This is a genomic window from Longimicrobium sp., assembly GCA_036389795.1.
Classification (GTDB): domain Bacteria; phylum Gemmatimonadota; class Gemmatimonadetes; order Longimicrobiales; family Longimicrobiaceae; genus Longimicrobium.
On record DASVWD010000043.1, the window covers coordinates 1 to 12,880 of the forward strand.

General features: G+C 73.3%; 13 protein-coding genes, 3 tRNA genes and 1 pseudogene. 4 read left to right on the forward strand and 13 right to left on the reverse strand.

The window, feature by feature from the left end; all coding sequences use genetic code 11:
* Positions 1 to 284: 284 nt before the first annotated feature.
* The 4 genes from VF746_05030 to VF746_05045 form a co-directional block, all read right to left on the reverse strand.
* Positions 285 to 1,373 (reverse strand): hypothetical protein, encoded by a 1,089-nt coding sequence (locus VF746_05030; protein ID HEX8691762.1) that lies wholly within the window; start codon positions 1,371 to 1,373, stop codon positions 285 to 287.
* Positions 1,373 to 2,473 carry a quinone-dependent dihydroorotate dehydrogenase gene (locus tag VF746_05035; protein ID HEX8691763.1) on the reverse strand — a complete coding sequence of 367 codons (1,101 nt, stop codon included), beginning with the start codon at positions 2,471 to 2,473 and terminating at the stop codon, positions 1,373 to 1,375. The genes VF746_05030 and VF746_05035 overlap by 1 nt, the downstream gene beginning before the upstream one ends.
* Before the next feature lie 142 nt (positions 2,474 to 2,615).
* Positions 2,616 to 3,419: an N-acetylmuramoyl-L-alanine amidase gene (locus tag VF746_05040; protein HEX8691764.1), complete on the reverse strand. Its 804-nt coding sequence runs from the start codon at positions 3,417 to 3,419 to the stop codon at positions 2,616 to 2,618.
* 215 nt (positions 3,420 to 3,634) lie between these two features.
* Positions 3,635 to 3,829, reverse strand: coding sequence for a hypothetical protein (locus tag VF746_05045; protein ID HEX8691765.1), 195 nt, complete (start codon positions 3,827 to 3,829; stop codon positions 3,635 to 3,637).
* A gap of 424 nt (positions 3,830 to 4,253) precedes the next feature.
* Between VF746_05045 and VF746_05050 the strand changes: the two genes are divergently transcribed.
* From VF746_05050 to VF746_05065, 4 genes are all read left to right on the forward strand, one after another.
* A tRNA-Gly gene (locus VF746_05050) sits at positions 4,254 to 4,326 on the forward strand.
* An 8-nt stretch (positions 4,327 to 4,334) separates the two neighbouring features.
* A tRNA-Asn gene (locus VF746_05055) sits at positions 4,335 to 4,408 on the forward strand.
* A gap of 5 nt (positions 4,409 to 4,413) precedes the next feature.
* Positions 4,414 to 4,486: transfer RNA gene (locus VF746_05060), tRNA-Gln, on the forward strand.
* A 91-nt stretch (positions 4,487 to 4,577) separates the two neighbouring features.
* Positions 4,578 to 5,018, forward strand: a complete 441-nt coding sequence (locus tag VF746_05065) for a hypothetical protein (protein ID HEX8691766.1) — start codon at positions 4,578 to 4,580, stop codon at positions 5,016 to 5,018.
* 165 nt (positions 5,019 to 5,183) lie between these two features.
* Here VF746_05065 and VF746_05070 read toward each other — a convergent pair whose 3' ends face one another.
* The 9 genes and pseudogenes from VF746_05070 to VF746_05110 all read right to left on the reverse strand — a co-directional run bounded on the left by VF746_05070 (position 5,184) and on the right by VF746_05110 (position 12,635).
* Positions 5,184 to 5,411 (reverse strand): DUF3565 domain-containing protein, encoded by a 228-nt coding sequence (locus VF746_05070; protein ID HEX8691767.1) that lies wholly within the window; start codon positions 5,409 to 5,411, stop codon positions 5,184 to 5,186.
* Between the two features lie 109 nt (positions 5,412 to 5,520).
* Positions 5,521 to 6,285 (reverse strand): creatininase family protein, encoded by a 765-nt coding sequence (locus VF746_05075; GenBank protein HEX8691768.1) that lies wholly within the window; start codon positions 6,283 to 6,285, stop codon positions 5,521 to 5,523.
* Positions 6,286 to 6,378: 93 nt separating this feature from the next.
* Complete coding sequence (locus VF746_05080; protein ID HEX8691769.1) at positions 6,379 to 6,918, reverse strand: hypothetical protein; 540 nt, start codon at positions 6,916 to 6,918, stop codon at positions 6,379 to 6,381.
* A gap of 184 nt (positions 6,919 to 7,102) precedes the next feature.
* Positions 7,103 to 7,978 carry a hypothetical protein gene (locus VF746_05085; GenBank protein HEX8691770.1) on the reverse strand — a complete coding sequence of 292 codons (876 nt, stop codon included), beginning with the start codon at positions 7,976 to 7,978 and terminating at the stop codon, positions 7,103 to 7,105.
* A 176-nt stretch (positions 7,979 to 8,154) separates the two neighbouring features.
* A complete protein-coding gene (locus VF746_05090; protein ID HEX8691771.1) occupies positions 8,155 to 8,712 on the reverse strand; it encodes a hypothetical protein in 558 nt (185 codons plus the stop codon).
* Between the two features lie 15 nt (positions 8,713 to 8,727).
* Entirely contained in the window at positions 8,728 to 9,585 is an 858-nt protein-coding gene (locus VF746_05095; GenBank protein ID HEX8691772.1) for a DUF3574 domain-containing protein, read from the reverse strand.
* Between the two features lie 50 nt (positions 9,586 to 9,635).
* A complete protein-coding gene (locus VF746_05100) occupies positions 9,636 to 10,004 on the reverse strand; it encodes a nuclear transport factor 2 family protein (GenBank protein HEX8691773.1) in 369 nt (122 codons plus the stop codon).
* A gap of 165 nt (positions 10,005 to 10,169) precedes the next feature.
* Positions 10,170 to 10,394: pseudogene (locus VF746_05105) on the reverse strand (hypothetical protein).
* Positions 10,395 to 10,421: 27 nt separating this feature from the next.
* Entirely contained in the window at positions 10,422 to 12,635 is a 2,214-nt protein-coding gene (locus tag VF746_05110) for a beta-propeller domain-containing protein (protein HEX8691774.1), read from the reverse strand.
* Between the last annotated feature and the right edge of the window lie 245 nt (positions 12,636 to 12,880).

Consider the following 12,880-nt stretch of genomic DNA (forward strand, 5'->3'; position numbering starts at 1 on the left):
AGATTGGCATCACACAGAGGACACGGAGGACACGGAGAGAACTTCAATCTCTTCCGCTGTTCCTCTGTGTTCTCTGTGCCCTCTGTGTGAGACCTTTTCAGGGCTGATACCCGAACGATTCCCTGCGAAATGGTATCACCCCGGCGCTTTTGTCGCGCGCGTGGCACACCCCGCTCCGCAAAGCAGCGGGCTCCGCTGTCGGTTGCGCGTTCGCGTGGTCTGCGAGGCTTCCGTGGTTCCAGCGAGGGGGCTTTGGCCCGCGATCCGGCACTCGCGATCTGCGCTCACACCGCGTTCAGCGCGCGGTTCAGCAGGCCCACGAAGCGGCCGGTCTCGCGGGCCCACTGGGCGGGGTGCAGCCAGGCGCCGGCGGAGTGGGCGAAGAGGCCCGTGATGGTGGTCGAGACGTCCACGTGCGGCGGCATCATGGCGGTCAGCCGCAGCGTCTCAGTGAAGGGGATCAGGCGGTCCTGCCGGCCGTGGGTGAGCAGGAGCCTCCCGTGGAGGTTCGGCAGGTGGGGGCGCGGGTCCAGCCCCGGGTCGCACGCCAGCGCGGCGGCGGCGAAGGCGTCGGCCAGCTCGCGCGCGGCGCCGGCGTCCACCGGGGCCCCGGCCGGCCCGGCCACCACGTCCCAGATCCGCCGCTCCCCGGGCGAGAGCTCGCTACGCAGCTCGGCCTTGCGGGCGTCGTAGACGGGGTCCCACGCCCAGGCGCCGAAGTGCCCCGCCTCGACCGCCAGGGTGAGCGCCGCGCGCGCCAGCGCCCCCATGTGCTCCATCCCCGGCACCGCGGTGGCGAAGTTGCCCACCACCACCCAGCGGCCGTACGGGTCGGGCTCCAGCGCGTAGCGCACCCCCCGCCACTCGTGCTCGCCGGTGAAGTTGCAGCGCAGCGCCGCCCCCAGGTCGCAGTAGCCGCCGAAGCCCAGCACGGCGCGCAGGTGCCCGTGCAGCGCCGGGTCCGCCGCGGCGATCACCGTCTGCGTGGCCCCGAAGGAGAAGCCGATGGCGCCCACGTGGCCCCCGAGCACCTCGGGGCGCCCGTCCAGGTGGAGGATCGCGGCCGAGAGCGTCCGGCGCGCCGCCGCCGAGTCCACCCGCAGCGCGCTCCAGGCGGGGACCTCGGGCGCCAGCACCACCGCCCCCGAGGCGGCCAGGCTCCGGGCGAAGCGGGTCATCGCCGGGTGGTGGCGGCCGTGCACGGTGATCCCCGGCATCACCACCCACGCGGGCGCGGGGCCGCGCTCGGGCGGGAGGTAGAGGAGCGCCTCGCGCGGCTCGCCGTCCACCTCGAAGGCGACGTCCAGGGCGCGGACGCCGGGGTGGGCGCCGCCGCGCAGGAAGGCGCGCAGGAAGCGGGCGGTGCGGCGCATCAGCGGTGCGCCGACCCCACGGCGGCGTCCAGGGTGGGGAAGCCCTCGCGGCGGAGGCGGCCGAGCAGCCCCCGGCAGATCTCGCGCGCCACCCCCGGCCCGCGGTAGATGAAGCCCGTGTAGAGCTGCACCAGCGACGCCCCCGCGCGCACCATCTCCCACGCGTCGTCGGCCGTGAAGATCCCCCCGACGCCGACGACCGGCAGCTCTCCCCGCGTCTGCCGCCAGACGAGCGAGGCCACCTCGCGCGCCCGCGCCCGGAGCGGCGCCCCGCTGATCCCCCCCGCGCCGAGCGCCTCCACCCGCGCGCGCGGCGTCCTGAGCCCCTCGCGCGAGACGGTGGTGTTGGTGGCGATGATCCCCGCGATCCCCTCCGCCCGCGCGATCCCGACGGCCTCCTCCACCTGCGCGTCGCCGAGGTCGGGCGCGATCTTGAGCAGGATCGGCCGCGCCCGGTCTCCCCGCTGCCAGGCCAGCTCGGCGGCGCGGGCGTGCAGGGCGCGCAGGAGGTCGCGTAGCGGCCCGGCGTCCTGCAGCGTGCGCAGCCCGGGCGTGTTGGGCGAGCTGACGTTGACCACCAGGTAGCGCGCGAACGGCTCCAGCAACTCGAGCGAGCGCAGGTAGTCGCCCGCGGCGTCTTCCAGCGGCGTGGCCTTGCTCTTCCCCAGGTTGATCCCCAGCACGGGCTCGATGCGGCCGCGGCCGAGCCGCCGGGCGACGGCCTCGGCGCCGGGGTTGTTGAAGCCCATGCGGTTGAGCAGCGCGCGGTCGGCGGGGAGGCGGAAGAGGCGCGGGCGCGGGTTGCCCGGCTGCGCCAGCGCGGTGACGGTGCCGATCTCCACGTGGCCGAAGCCGAGCGCGCCCAGCGCGTTGAACGCCTCGCCCGACTTGTCGAAGCCGGCGGCGAGCCCCACCGGGTTGGGGAAGCGGACGCCGAAGCGCTCCACCGCGAGCGCCGGGTCGTCCACCGCCAGCGCCGAGCGGACCAGCGCGCGGGCGGGCGGGGGGGCGAGCGACAGGTCCAGGAGCCCGCTCCCCAGGTGGTGCGCCGTCTCCGCCGGGAGGGTGAAGAGGAAGGGGCGGAGCAGGTCGTAGAACATCGGGGCGGCGGCGCGATCGGGAGCGGTTCGATGGACGGACGAAGGCCCGGACCCTGGCGTCCAGAGTCCGGGCCCTCGTGCGCCCGAAGCTAGGCGGTGGCGGGGGAGCCGGCAAGCGGCCCCGCCCGCGCGTCGATCCGGGTCAGCCGACCGGCGCGCCGCCGGGGGTCACGATGCCGGTGACGGGGATGGTGCTCACCCCGGCGATCACCCGCGCCCAGTCGAAGGCGGGGCCGATGTCGCGCTTGCCGGTCTTGCGGTAGTTCACGTGCGTGGTGATCCCGGCGAAGGCGGCGATGTTGTCGATGGTCTCGAACCGCCGCGGCTCGTCGATGAACTGCTTCGGGATGTCGAAGGTGGCCGAGAGGTAGCGCAGCAGGGTGATCAGGCTCTGGTACTGCTCGTCGGTGAAGGTGGCGTAGAAGGAGAAGCCGCGGTACGGCTGCGCCAGCTTCTTGTAGAACTGCTTCTCGTCGAGCGAGCAGTAGACGGTGCCGGAGGGCTCGCGCAGGTTGTTCCCGTCCTGCACCAGGTGCCCCACGTTGGAGAGCTCGATGGCGACGCTGCTCTTGCTCATCGGCTCGTTGCCGCCCGCCGCGCCCTTCCCCAGGTGGAAGGACCACTGCTTCGACGAGAACAGCCGGTAGATGGTGCCGTCGCGCGCCACCACGAACGGGACGGAGACGTGGAGGTCCTTGCTGCTGAGCGTGGCGATGTCGCCCTGCAGGAAGCCCTCGGTGTAGTGGACGACGATCCGCTTCTTGACCTGCTCCTGCTTGAAGAAGTAGCTGTCCACCCCGTCCTTGCGGGTGCACGCCACCACCTCGAAGGTCTCGGTGGTCCCGGGGATCTCCACCTCCGCCGGGGTGAGGACGTACGGCCGCCCGCCCGCGTTGCCGGTGGTGCGGAACGCCTTCTCGTGCGCGGGGATCTGGGTCGCTTTCATGGGGCGGTGTCTCCGGTGGGGGGGAAGTCGTGAGGTCCGGCGGGAGGCGGTGCCGGAGTCTCGGGGCAGGGCCGAGCCGACGGGGAGGAAAGCGGGTCCGGAGCGAAGAGGTGGAGAGGCGCGCGTCCGGCCCGGGATGAAGGATATAGGATGAGACGGACGATGAACAGCCCGGACCCGGCTTCCGGGCCCGGGCTGCTACGCGGCCGGGCGGATCAGTGGGGCTGCGTGGCCGCGGCGGGCGCGGCGGCGGGGTCGTGGCCCTCCTCGCCGCCGCTCATCGAGCGGGCCAGGAAGTGCGCGATGCCGCCCACGATCAGCAGCCACACCAGCGCGGCGCCGAGGCCCATGAAGATGGTCTTGCGGTTCTCGCGCGCCTCTTCGAAGTCCGCCGCGTGCCCGTGCGACATATCTGCCTCTCCTTGCCTGGATGTCGATGGAGATCCGTCCGCGGCGGGCCGCCCGGCCCGCTCCGCGATCGCCTGCACCTTACAGGAGGTGACGGGATCGCGCAACCACGGATCCGGGGGACGGGGGCGGATGAATCCGCGGCTACAACTGCGAAAAGCCCGCCTTCGCGGGCTCCTCCGGTGCGGGATGAGCCTTCGGTGCGGGTTCCCAGCCCCCCGCCGAGCTTCGCGCCGGTCCTGGCCGAGAGGAGCGGAAGGCAGCGCCCACAGCCTCGCGGGGTTTGCGAGGCTTCCTGCGGTTGTCGCCGCGGCTTGAGCCGCCCTGCAACGCCTCCTCCGCGGGGGCTTGAACTTTCGGGAGGAATCCCTTAAATTGCCCGTCCGCAATGGGATAGCGACTCCGCCGGAGCGGCATCCGCGGCGCGCGGGCATAGCTCAGTTGGTAGAGCGCAACCTTGCCAAGGTTGAGGTCGCCGGTTCGAGCCCGGTTGCCCGCTCTGTACAAGCCTGCTTAGCTCAGTTGGTTAGAGCATCTGACTGTTAATCAGAGGGTCCCAGGTTCGAGTCCTGGAGCAGGCGCTCTCTGCCCCCTGGTGTAATTGGCAACACGTCTGACTCTGGATCAGAAAAGTCCAGGTTCGAGCCCTGGGGGGGCAACTCGAAGCGCCCGGTTCGCGACTGTAGCGGACCGGGCGCTTCGCTCGTTCTGGATGCGCGAGCCGATGAACCGCCACACGAAGCCGACGAGATGAAGACCACCCGCTTTCGACTCGCGCCGGCGGCGGCCGTCCTGGCGCTCCTGGCCGGCTGCACCATCGTCGAGCCGGAGCCGCCGGGGGAGGCCCGCCCCACGCACCAGGCCGTGGTCTACGGCACGGTGACCGGCCCCGACGGCGCGCCCTCCGCCGGCGCCCGCGTCCTCGTGATCGGCGACCGGTTCGGGAACTGCCCCGCCTCGGAGGCGACGTACCTGGACCTCCCCGGCGACCTGGTGACGGCGGACGCGGACGGGAAGTACCGCGGCGAGGCCAGCGTCTTCCTCGACGTGGCGCAGGGGTGCGTGCGGGTCATCGCCTCGCCGCCCCCGGGGATCGTGGCGGGCGACGTGTCGGTGAGCGCCGGGCCGGTGCGCTTCGGCCTCCTCCCGCCCGACAGCGTCCGCGTGGACGTGACGCTCCCGCCCAGGTAGCCGGCGTCGCCCACGAGACAGCGCCCGGGCCGCACGATCACGGTCCGGGCGCTTCGTCATCCTCCACTCGAGTGAATGCAGATGTCTCACGCAAAGCAGCAGAGTCAGCAGAGAAGGTCGTCGTTCTCCGCTGACTCTGCTGCTCTGCGTGAGTCCTGATGTTTTTCAACCTCCAGAGCGACTTGGTGGACCGGGATCGCGGGCACCTTCCTCGTCGCAGGCGCGGCACTCCAGGGGGGTGCCCAGGCGGCCGGCGCGGCCCTCGGGGGTCTGCGTCCACGGGCGCACCTGCCAGGGGGGCGCGTGGCGCACGTGCTGGGTGTGGCCGCACTCCAGCTCCGCCACCCAGTGCCCCTCGCCGTCCTGCCGAAAGCCCACGATCTGCCGCTGCACGGGTGTCTTCAGGGCTTTGGTCTGTGCTCGATTGTCGAGTCCTGAGTGCTACGTGCTGAGTGCCCAGGACTTCGCACTTAGCACTCAGCACTTCGCACTTCGCACTTGCTCAGGCGTACAGGTCGTCGGGGTCCGCCGCGGCGAGCTCCACCAGGAAGCCCGCGATGCGCTCGGCGACGGCGCGGACGAACGCGGCGCCCTTCTCGGCGGTGGCCGCGCGCGGGTCGCCGACGCCGGTGTCGCCGGTGACCTGCGTCCAGCGGCGCGGCGCCCAGGCCCACCCCTCGCGCAGGCCGGCCACGCGGAAGCGGCGCGCCCGCCCCGGGCCGGCCTCCTCCAGCGGGAGCACCAGCTCGGGCGCCAGGTGCAGCATCACGCTCGTCTCCAGCTCGCCCGCGTGGTCGCCCGGCTCGGCGAAGAAGGCGCGCGCGTCCAGGCAGCTCCACCAGTCGAGGGTGCACAGGAAGAGCCCGGCCTGCGGCTGCAGCTCGCGGATCATCGCGCGGAAGTCGTTGCCGCCGTGGCCGTTCAGGATCACCAGGCGGCGCACGCCCTGCCCGGCGAGCGCGCGGCAGAGGTCGGCCAGGACGGCGGCCTGCGTGGAGGGGTTCAGGTTCAGGCAGAAGGGGATGTCGAGCTGCCCCGTCTGCACCCCGAACGGCACCGCCGGCAGCACCACCACCTTCGCCCCGGCCTCCCAGGCGAGCCGCGCGGCCTCCGCGGCCACGAGGGCGGCCTCGACGACGTCGGTGGCGTACGGGAGGTGGTAGTTGTGCGCCTCGGTGGCTCCCCAGGGGAGCACCGCCACGTCGTACCGGGTGCCGGAGACCGTCTTCCAGGTGGTCTCGGCGAGGATGTAGGGCCGTCCCGCCACGGTCGCGCCAGGCAAGAGGGAAGGGGAGCGTGCTGGGGCCGCCACCACATAGCCCGCGCGCGGCCGCTCCGCAATGGCCGGCCGCCGTCTCCGTCAGCGGGCCCGGGTGGAGGCCGGCGCGCCGACGCACCTCTGGGCGGGCGGGTCTGCCGCGGCGTACTCCAGGCGCAGGGAGAGCCCGGACGGGTTCACCCGGCTCGGCGGCCCGGTGAGCTGGTGGACCAGGCGGCCGCGCCCGACCTCCAGCGTCTCGATGATGAGGGGCTGCGCCAGCGACGGCGGCGTGCCGGGGTCGTTGGGATCGATGGTGAGGACCAGGCGCGGCCCCTCGCGGCGGTAGGCGATCCGCTTCGTCCAGCAGTCGTACCGGATCTGCCGCCCGGCCTGCACGGCGTCTTCCACCTGGGTGTACTGCGCGCTGTCGGAGGAGAGGAGCTCCAGCGTGCGCGCGACGATGCGGAAATGGATGGTGCCGCTCGGGGACAGGGTGGAGCTGTCGGTGGTGGCGGGGAGCGGGCGGCCGTCGACGGAGACCAGCACGTACGCGGGCTCCAGGTCGGGCTCCGACGGCGAGCCCTCGCAGGCGGCCAGCGCCGCGCCCGCCAGGCACAGGGAAGCGATCGGGAATCGCATGGCGCCACCTCCGCGTCCAGGCCGGGAATCGACCGTTCGCGGCGGTCCGGTGCACGCCAAACCCATGCCGGCGCGAGCTTGTGCCCTGCGGAGGATCGCGGCCGGGAAGACCGGATGCGCGTGGAGATCGCGGGATGATGGAGACGGGGCGCCAGGCCGCGGGAGCCCGGCGCCCCGCGCGCTCTCAGGAGCCGGTGTTCGGGACGCGGGAGACGCGGAGGCTCAGGTCGCGCCTGTCCGAGCCGGGGAGCGCGATGGCCGACAGCACGGCGTGCCACCCCTGCCCGGACGCGTCGCGGCGCAGGAAAGTCTGCAGCGCGACCCCCTCGCCCGCGCCGTTACCGGACGGCGTCCACCCGGCCTGCCGGAGCTGCGCGGCGTAGTGGGCCGCCAGCTCCGCGGGCGCCATCGGCGTGGTCAGCCGGACGCCCACCTCGCGGAAGTCGGGGCCGCCCGAGCTCATGCTGCCCCCGCTGAACTCCACGTTCTCGGGCGCATGGAGCGCCGGGATCGGGAACTCGCGCTGGAAGCTTTCCATGTGCTGCGCCGCCTCGCGGCTGCAGGGGGAGTACTCGCTGGTGGAGTTGAGGTCGAGCCTGAGATAGCTCCCGCCGCCCTCGCGTGGGAGCGTGCTGAAGTGGAGCACCCGTTCGCCCTGGCAGAAGACGGCCGGCGGTCCCGCCGTGCCCATGGACGGCGCGAGGAACCCCTGCCGCTCGACCATCCCGGCCGACGGCGGGCTCGTCCACCCGGCGCCCTCCACGGTGCGCCGGTACGCGGCGGCGGCCTCGGGGCGCGGCTGGGGAAGGGCGAACACGACCGTCTGCTCGGTGCGGCGGACCAGGCTCCCCACCACCCGCGCATCGGCGGGCGCCAGCGCGGCCGGGAAGTCCGCGGGGAGCCGTCCCACCAGCAACTGCGGTCCGCTGCTCGATCCCGAGCTCCCGAGCAGGGTCATCACCAGCTCCCGGGGGACCATCTCGCCCTGCTGGGCGGCGGCGGGGACTGCGGCGAGCGCCACGAGGAGGCCCGCGAGGGGCAGGGTGCGTGCGCGGATCATCGTCATTCTCCCTCCGTCTGCGGTTGGAGCTCCGATCCGGCGGCGACCGCACGGAAGGGTCCGTCCGCGCGGCCAGGGAAGGGAAGGGCGGGGCGGCGCCCGTCCCTTCAGGCCATTTTAGACAATCTTCCGGAGAGAGACAAGCATTCCGGCTCGGACGGACGACGACGGGAGGGCTACCGGGAAGACTCGCCGCCTGCCCGGGCGAGGAGCTCGGCGGCGCGGGCGAGGACCTCGCGCTCCTCCTCGCGAGCCTCCGGGCTTGCGGGCGGCACGGTGCGGCGGCCGCGGAGCCAGCGGACGAGCCGCCCGGCCTGGAAATAGAAGCGATCTTCCCCGGTGGACGCCACCTTCCCGAAGGGCCGCTCGTAGCGCAGCGAGACCCGGTAGACGAAGTACGGGCGGCCGCCGGCCAGGTAGAACTCCTCGGTGGCCCGGCCGGTCTCGCCGTAGAGGACCGCCACCAGCTTCACCACCTCTCCCCGGCACACGTAGGCGTCCAGCCGGCCGCCCTCGGTCGACTGGTCCATCAACTCCCGGCGGCGGCGCTCGCACCGCGGCAGTCCGGCGTTCGTGCGCGCGTACGCCGCGCGGATGCGCCGGATGACGGAGTCCTGCTCCAGCCTCGGCGGCGCGTCCGTCGCGCGCCCGCCGCCTGGCCCGGCCGCGGCCGCGAGCAGGGAGAGGGCGAGCAGCGCGGCGGACAGGAGCACGGTGGGTCGGATCGAAGGCATGATCGCACCTCGTCGTCAGCCGCGGCCCGCGGCGGCGATGCACTCGATCTCGACGCGCGCGCCGAGCGCCAGGCCGGTGGCGCCGAACGCGCTACGGGCGGGTTTGGGGCCGGGGAAGTAGGCGGCGTAGACGGCGTTCATCCGCGGCCACTCGGCCATGTCGGCCATCATCACCGTGCACTTGACCACGCGGTCCAGCGACGAGCCGGCGCGCTCCAGGACCTCGCGGACGTTGTCCAGCGTCTGCCGCGTCTCCGCCTCGATCCCCCCGGGGACCAGCACGACGCGGCCGCCCTCCGTGCGCGAGCCGATCTGCCCCGAGACGAAGATCAGGTCGCCCACCCGCACCGCCGGCGAGAACGGGTACGGCCAGTCGCCCGGCGGGGTGAGGAACTCGACCCGCGGACCGGGCGCGGAGGGCGGCCGCGGCTGGGGCGGCGGGCCCGGCGGCGGCTCCTGCGCGTAGGTGCGCCGGCGGACGGCGTGCGTGGTCCGCAGCACCTCCCGCTGCCGGAAGCGGCGCATGTACTCCCGCGCGACCTCGTCCAGCGAGGCGAGGGTCGGCCGCTCGCCGTGGTGGACCACCTCCACCACGAAGGTGGACTCGCTCACCACCGTCCGCGAGGCCGAATCGTACCAGGCGCCGGCCGCGTTCCAGGCCGACATCCCCGGGAGCCGCGGCGCCGCCACCTCGCGCACGAACGCCGCCCACTCCTCGTGCGAGACGGTGCCCGCGCCCTCGACGTCGCGCCCGAAGTAGAGGCGCTCGCTCACGCCGGCGCGGGCGTCCGGCGCGGGTCCCCGGGCGGACGGCGGCTGCGCGGCGCAGGCGGCCAGCACGACGAGCGGGAGAACGGGAGCGAAGCGGTGCATGGGCGTCGTTTTTCGACCGGTGATCGGTTCCAGGAGGGTAAAGGGGCCTGTTACTCCAACTTGGTGACCTGCCACGACACGCACCGCCAGTCGCCGGCTTCTCTCGTGAATACGTGGATGTTGCGGTAGCTGGCCAGGGGAACGTCCGGCCTGTCCCTGCCGGCGACCGTGACGATGCTCCTCACCACGCCAAGGTCTCCGGACACCCGGGCTTCCACGCCGTCCTCGAGAATCCGCACCTTGTCGGATCCCTTCCCGATGGCCTCCAGCAGTCCGTCGCGATCCTGTTCCTGGCCGCTGCTTCGCGTGATCGCCGTGAAGCTCGGCGAGAGGATCCCCTCCGCGTCTTCCCGGCTCGCCCTGTTTTCCGCGTCGACGAGTCGGCGGACGAGGTCTTCGAGATCGTCCTCCGCGCTCATGGATTCCCCTTGATCGATGGCGCCCGGAATCGATCCGCCCGTTGCGGCGGCGAGGCAAACTAGTCCGCGGAGCGATCCCGGTCCACGGTGATGAGCGCCGAAGCGAGAGAGGCCCGGACGGATGCTCCGCCCGGGCCTCTTCGACTTCGATTCCGCCGATGCGAATCAGGCCGCAGTCGCCACCGCGACGCCCTCGGGGAGCAGGCCGGAGACGCGGGAGAGGCCCGCCTCCTCCATGATCTCCACCGCCTCCGGGCCGTCGATGGTCTCGCGCTCCAGGAGCGCCACGGCCAGGGCGGCCAGCGGCTCGCGGTTGGCGGCGAGCAGCTCCACCGTGCGGCGGTAGAGGCGCTCCAGGATCTCGCGCACGTCGCGGTCCAGCGGCCGTGCGGCCTTGGGAGAGCGAACAGGAGCTCGTCAGCGGCCGGCCATCATGTCGCGCGGCGCGAAGCTGACGCGCCGCAGCTCGCGGAGGCGGCCGCCGCGGAGGGCGCCCTCCACGAGCTCGTAGCCCAGCAGGGCGAAGATGCGCCCGCGCAGGAAGAGCGGCCGCGAGTTCCCGTACCAGTCCACGCACGAGGCCACGCAGCCGTCGTCGTCCGAGGCCACGGGCCGCGCGGCCAGTTCGCCGAGCTCCCGGAAGCTCGCGCCCGCGTTGCGCAGGAAGAGGATGGAGGCGGACTCGTCGAAGAGGTGCTCGTATCCCGCGCGTCCGGGGCCGCGAACCGGCAGCCCGAGCACGCCGGAGTCCGGCCCGTCGGGGCGGTAGAAGAAGCCGTGGCTGCGCAGCTCGCCCTGCGAGGCGCCGCGGCTGACGTAGCGCTGCGCCACGCGGGGGCGCCCGCCCAGGTCGATGCCGGTGAAGTGCAGGTCGCGCCCGTCGGCACCCACCACCACCGCGTCGCGGCCCATCGCCTCGATGCGGTCCACCCCGTGCGGCAGGGGCAGCTCGGCCACCGCGCCGCCGGCCCAGCGCACCGCGTACAGCACCGCGCCCCCGGCGCCACGATCGGACCAGCCGCTCCCGTTGCCGTACAGCAGGTGGTCGCCCACGAAGCGGTTCTGGAACACGCCGCCGCCCTCCGGCTCCGGCAGGGGCCGGTAGCTGGAAGCCGGGGCGGCGCGGCGCCCGTCCGCGAAGCGCTCCAGCGGCACGCGCAGCAGCGCCACGCTCCCGCGGGCGCGCTCGGCGCTCCACATCCAGTCGCCCCGGGCGCCGGACCGGACCAGGACGTTCAGGTGGCCGTCCGCGCTCTCCAGGAAGGAGAACTGGTCCACGGGGCTGCCGGCCACCCCCAGCGCGCGCGGGCTGGAGCCGTCGAGCGGGATGCGGTAGACCATCGCCGGAGCGCGCACCAGCCCGCCCCCGGCCCACTCGCTCACCCACACGTAGACGGAGGTGGGCGACACGTAGAAGACCTCGCCCGGGGGGCCCAGCAGCGCCGTGCCCTCGCACTCCAGCTCCGCGCGGGCCAGGTCGCACGTCATCACCGTGTGCAGCGCCACGCCGCCGTCCGCGTCCAGCTCGCGCCCGGGGCGGTAGACGCGCGTGGCGGAGACGATCGGCCGGAACTCGCCGTCGGTGGCGCCGCGGTGCCAGCGGCGCATGGCCGGGAGCTGCCCGGCCAGGTCGCCGTCCTTCAGCTGCATCCACAGCGGCGTGTAGAACACCAGCTTCGTTCCCACCAGCCGGCTGGCGTAGTTGCGCGACGAGTAGTAGTCGTCGGAGCGCAGGTGGTAGGTGGCGCGGTGCCGCAGCCGCCCGCCGTGGTCGATGCGGAACACCCCCAGCTCGGTGCCGCCGCGCTCGTAGCTGTACCCGACCACCACCACCTGGTTGCCGGAGACGAGCAGCTCGTCGTACCAGGTGCCGTCGGGATCGGCGTCGTCGACGTCGGGCCCGAACGCGTCCACGGCCGAGACCGGCCGCAGGCGGCCGTGGTCGATGGCCACGGTGAAGAGGCGCCCGCGGCGCAGCATCACCAGGTGGTCGCCGTGCACCTTCACGATCCCGCCCTCGTCCACCCCCTCGTGCTGCACGTTGGTGACGGACTCGGCCGCGCGGGCGGCGCCCGTGGCGGTGGCGACGACCGACTCCAGGTGGAGGGTGGCCGCGCACAGCCGGAAGTCGACCACGGCGGAGTCGCCCGGGCTGAGCGCGAGCACGGCCTGCTGCGACTGGAGCCCGATGCGCGACGCGGTGAGCCGTACGCTCTGGCCGGCCTGCAGGCGCTCCGGCGGCACGCTGAGGCGATACCGTCCGTCCGCCGACGTGACGGTGCCGAAGCTGGTGCCGTCGACCCGCAGGACCACCGTGCTCAACGGGCTCCGTGCCGCATCCGTCACGCGGCCCCGGACGACCGCGGGGCGCGGCGCGATGGAGTCCGTGGGGCCCGCAGGGGTGACGGTGACGGCCGGAACCGCTCCCGCGCAGGACGCCTGCGCCTTCGCGGCCTGCTCGGCCCGGCGCTTCTCCGCCTTCCGCACCAGCTCGCGCAGGTAGTCCGACAGCTCGCGCTCGGACTCGAACGCGGGAAGCGACCCGGCGACGGGGCGGCTGGCCTGCGCCAGGGCGTCCACGGACAGAAGGGCGAGCGCGGCGAGCAGGAGAAGGACGATGCGGATCTTCATGGTTCCCCCGGCGGAGAGGGCGGTCCGACAGAGCCATTCCCTCATTCAACGCGCGAGGGGCCTCCGACCCGGACACGTCTTCGATGCCGGGGATGGGAATGCCTGGATCGGGATAGGGGGGCCGGTCTCCCGGCACCCCCTCCCCCACCACCGTACGTACGGGTCCGTATACGGCGGTTCGGATGGTTGATGGACTGAGTGTGTTGTGCTCCGTCCTGAGTGAAGAGGCTGCTCCCCGCCGTCCG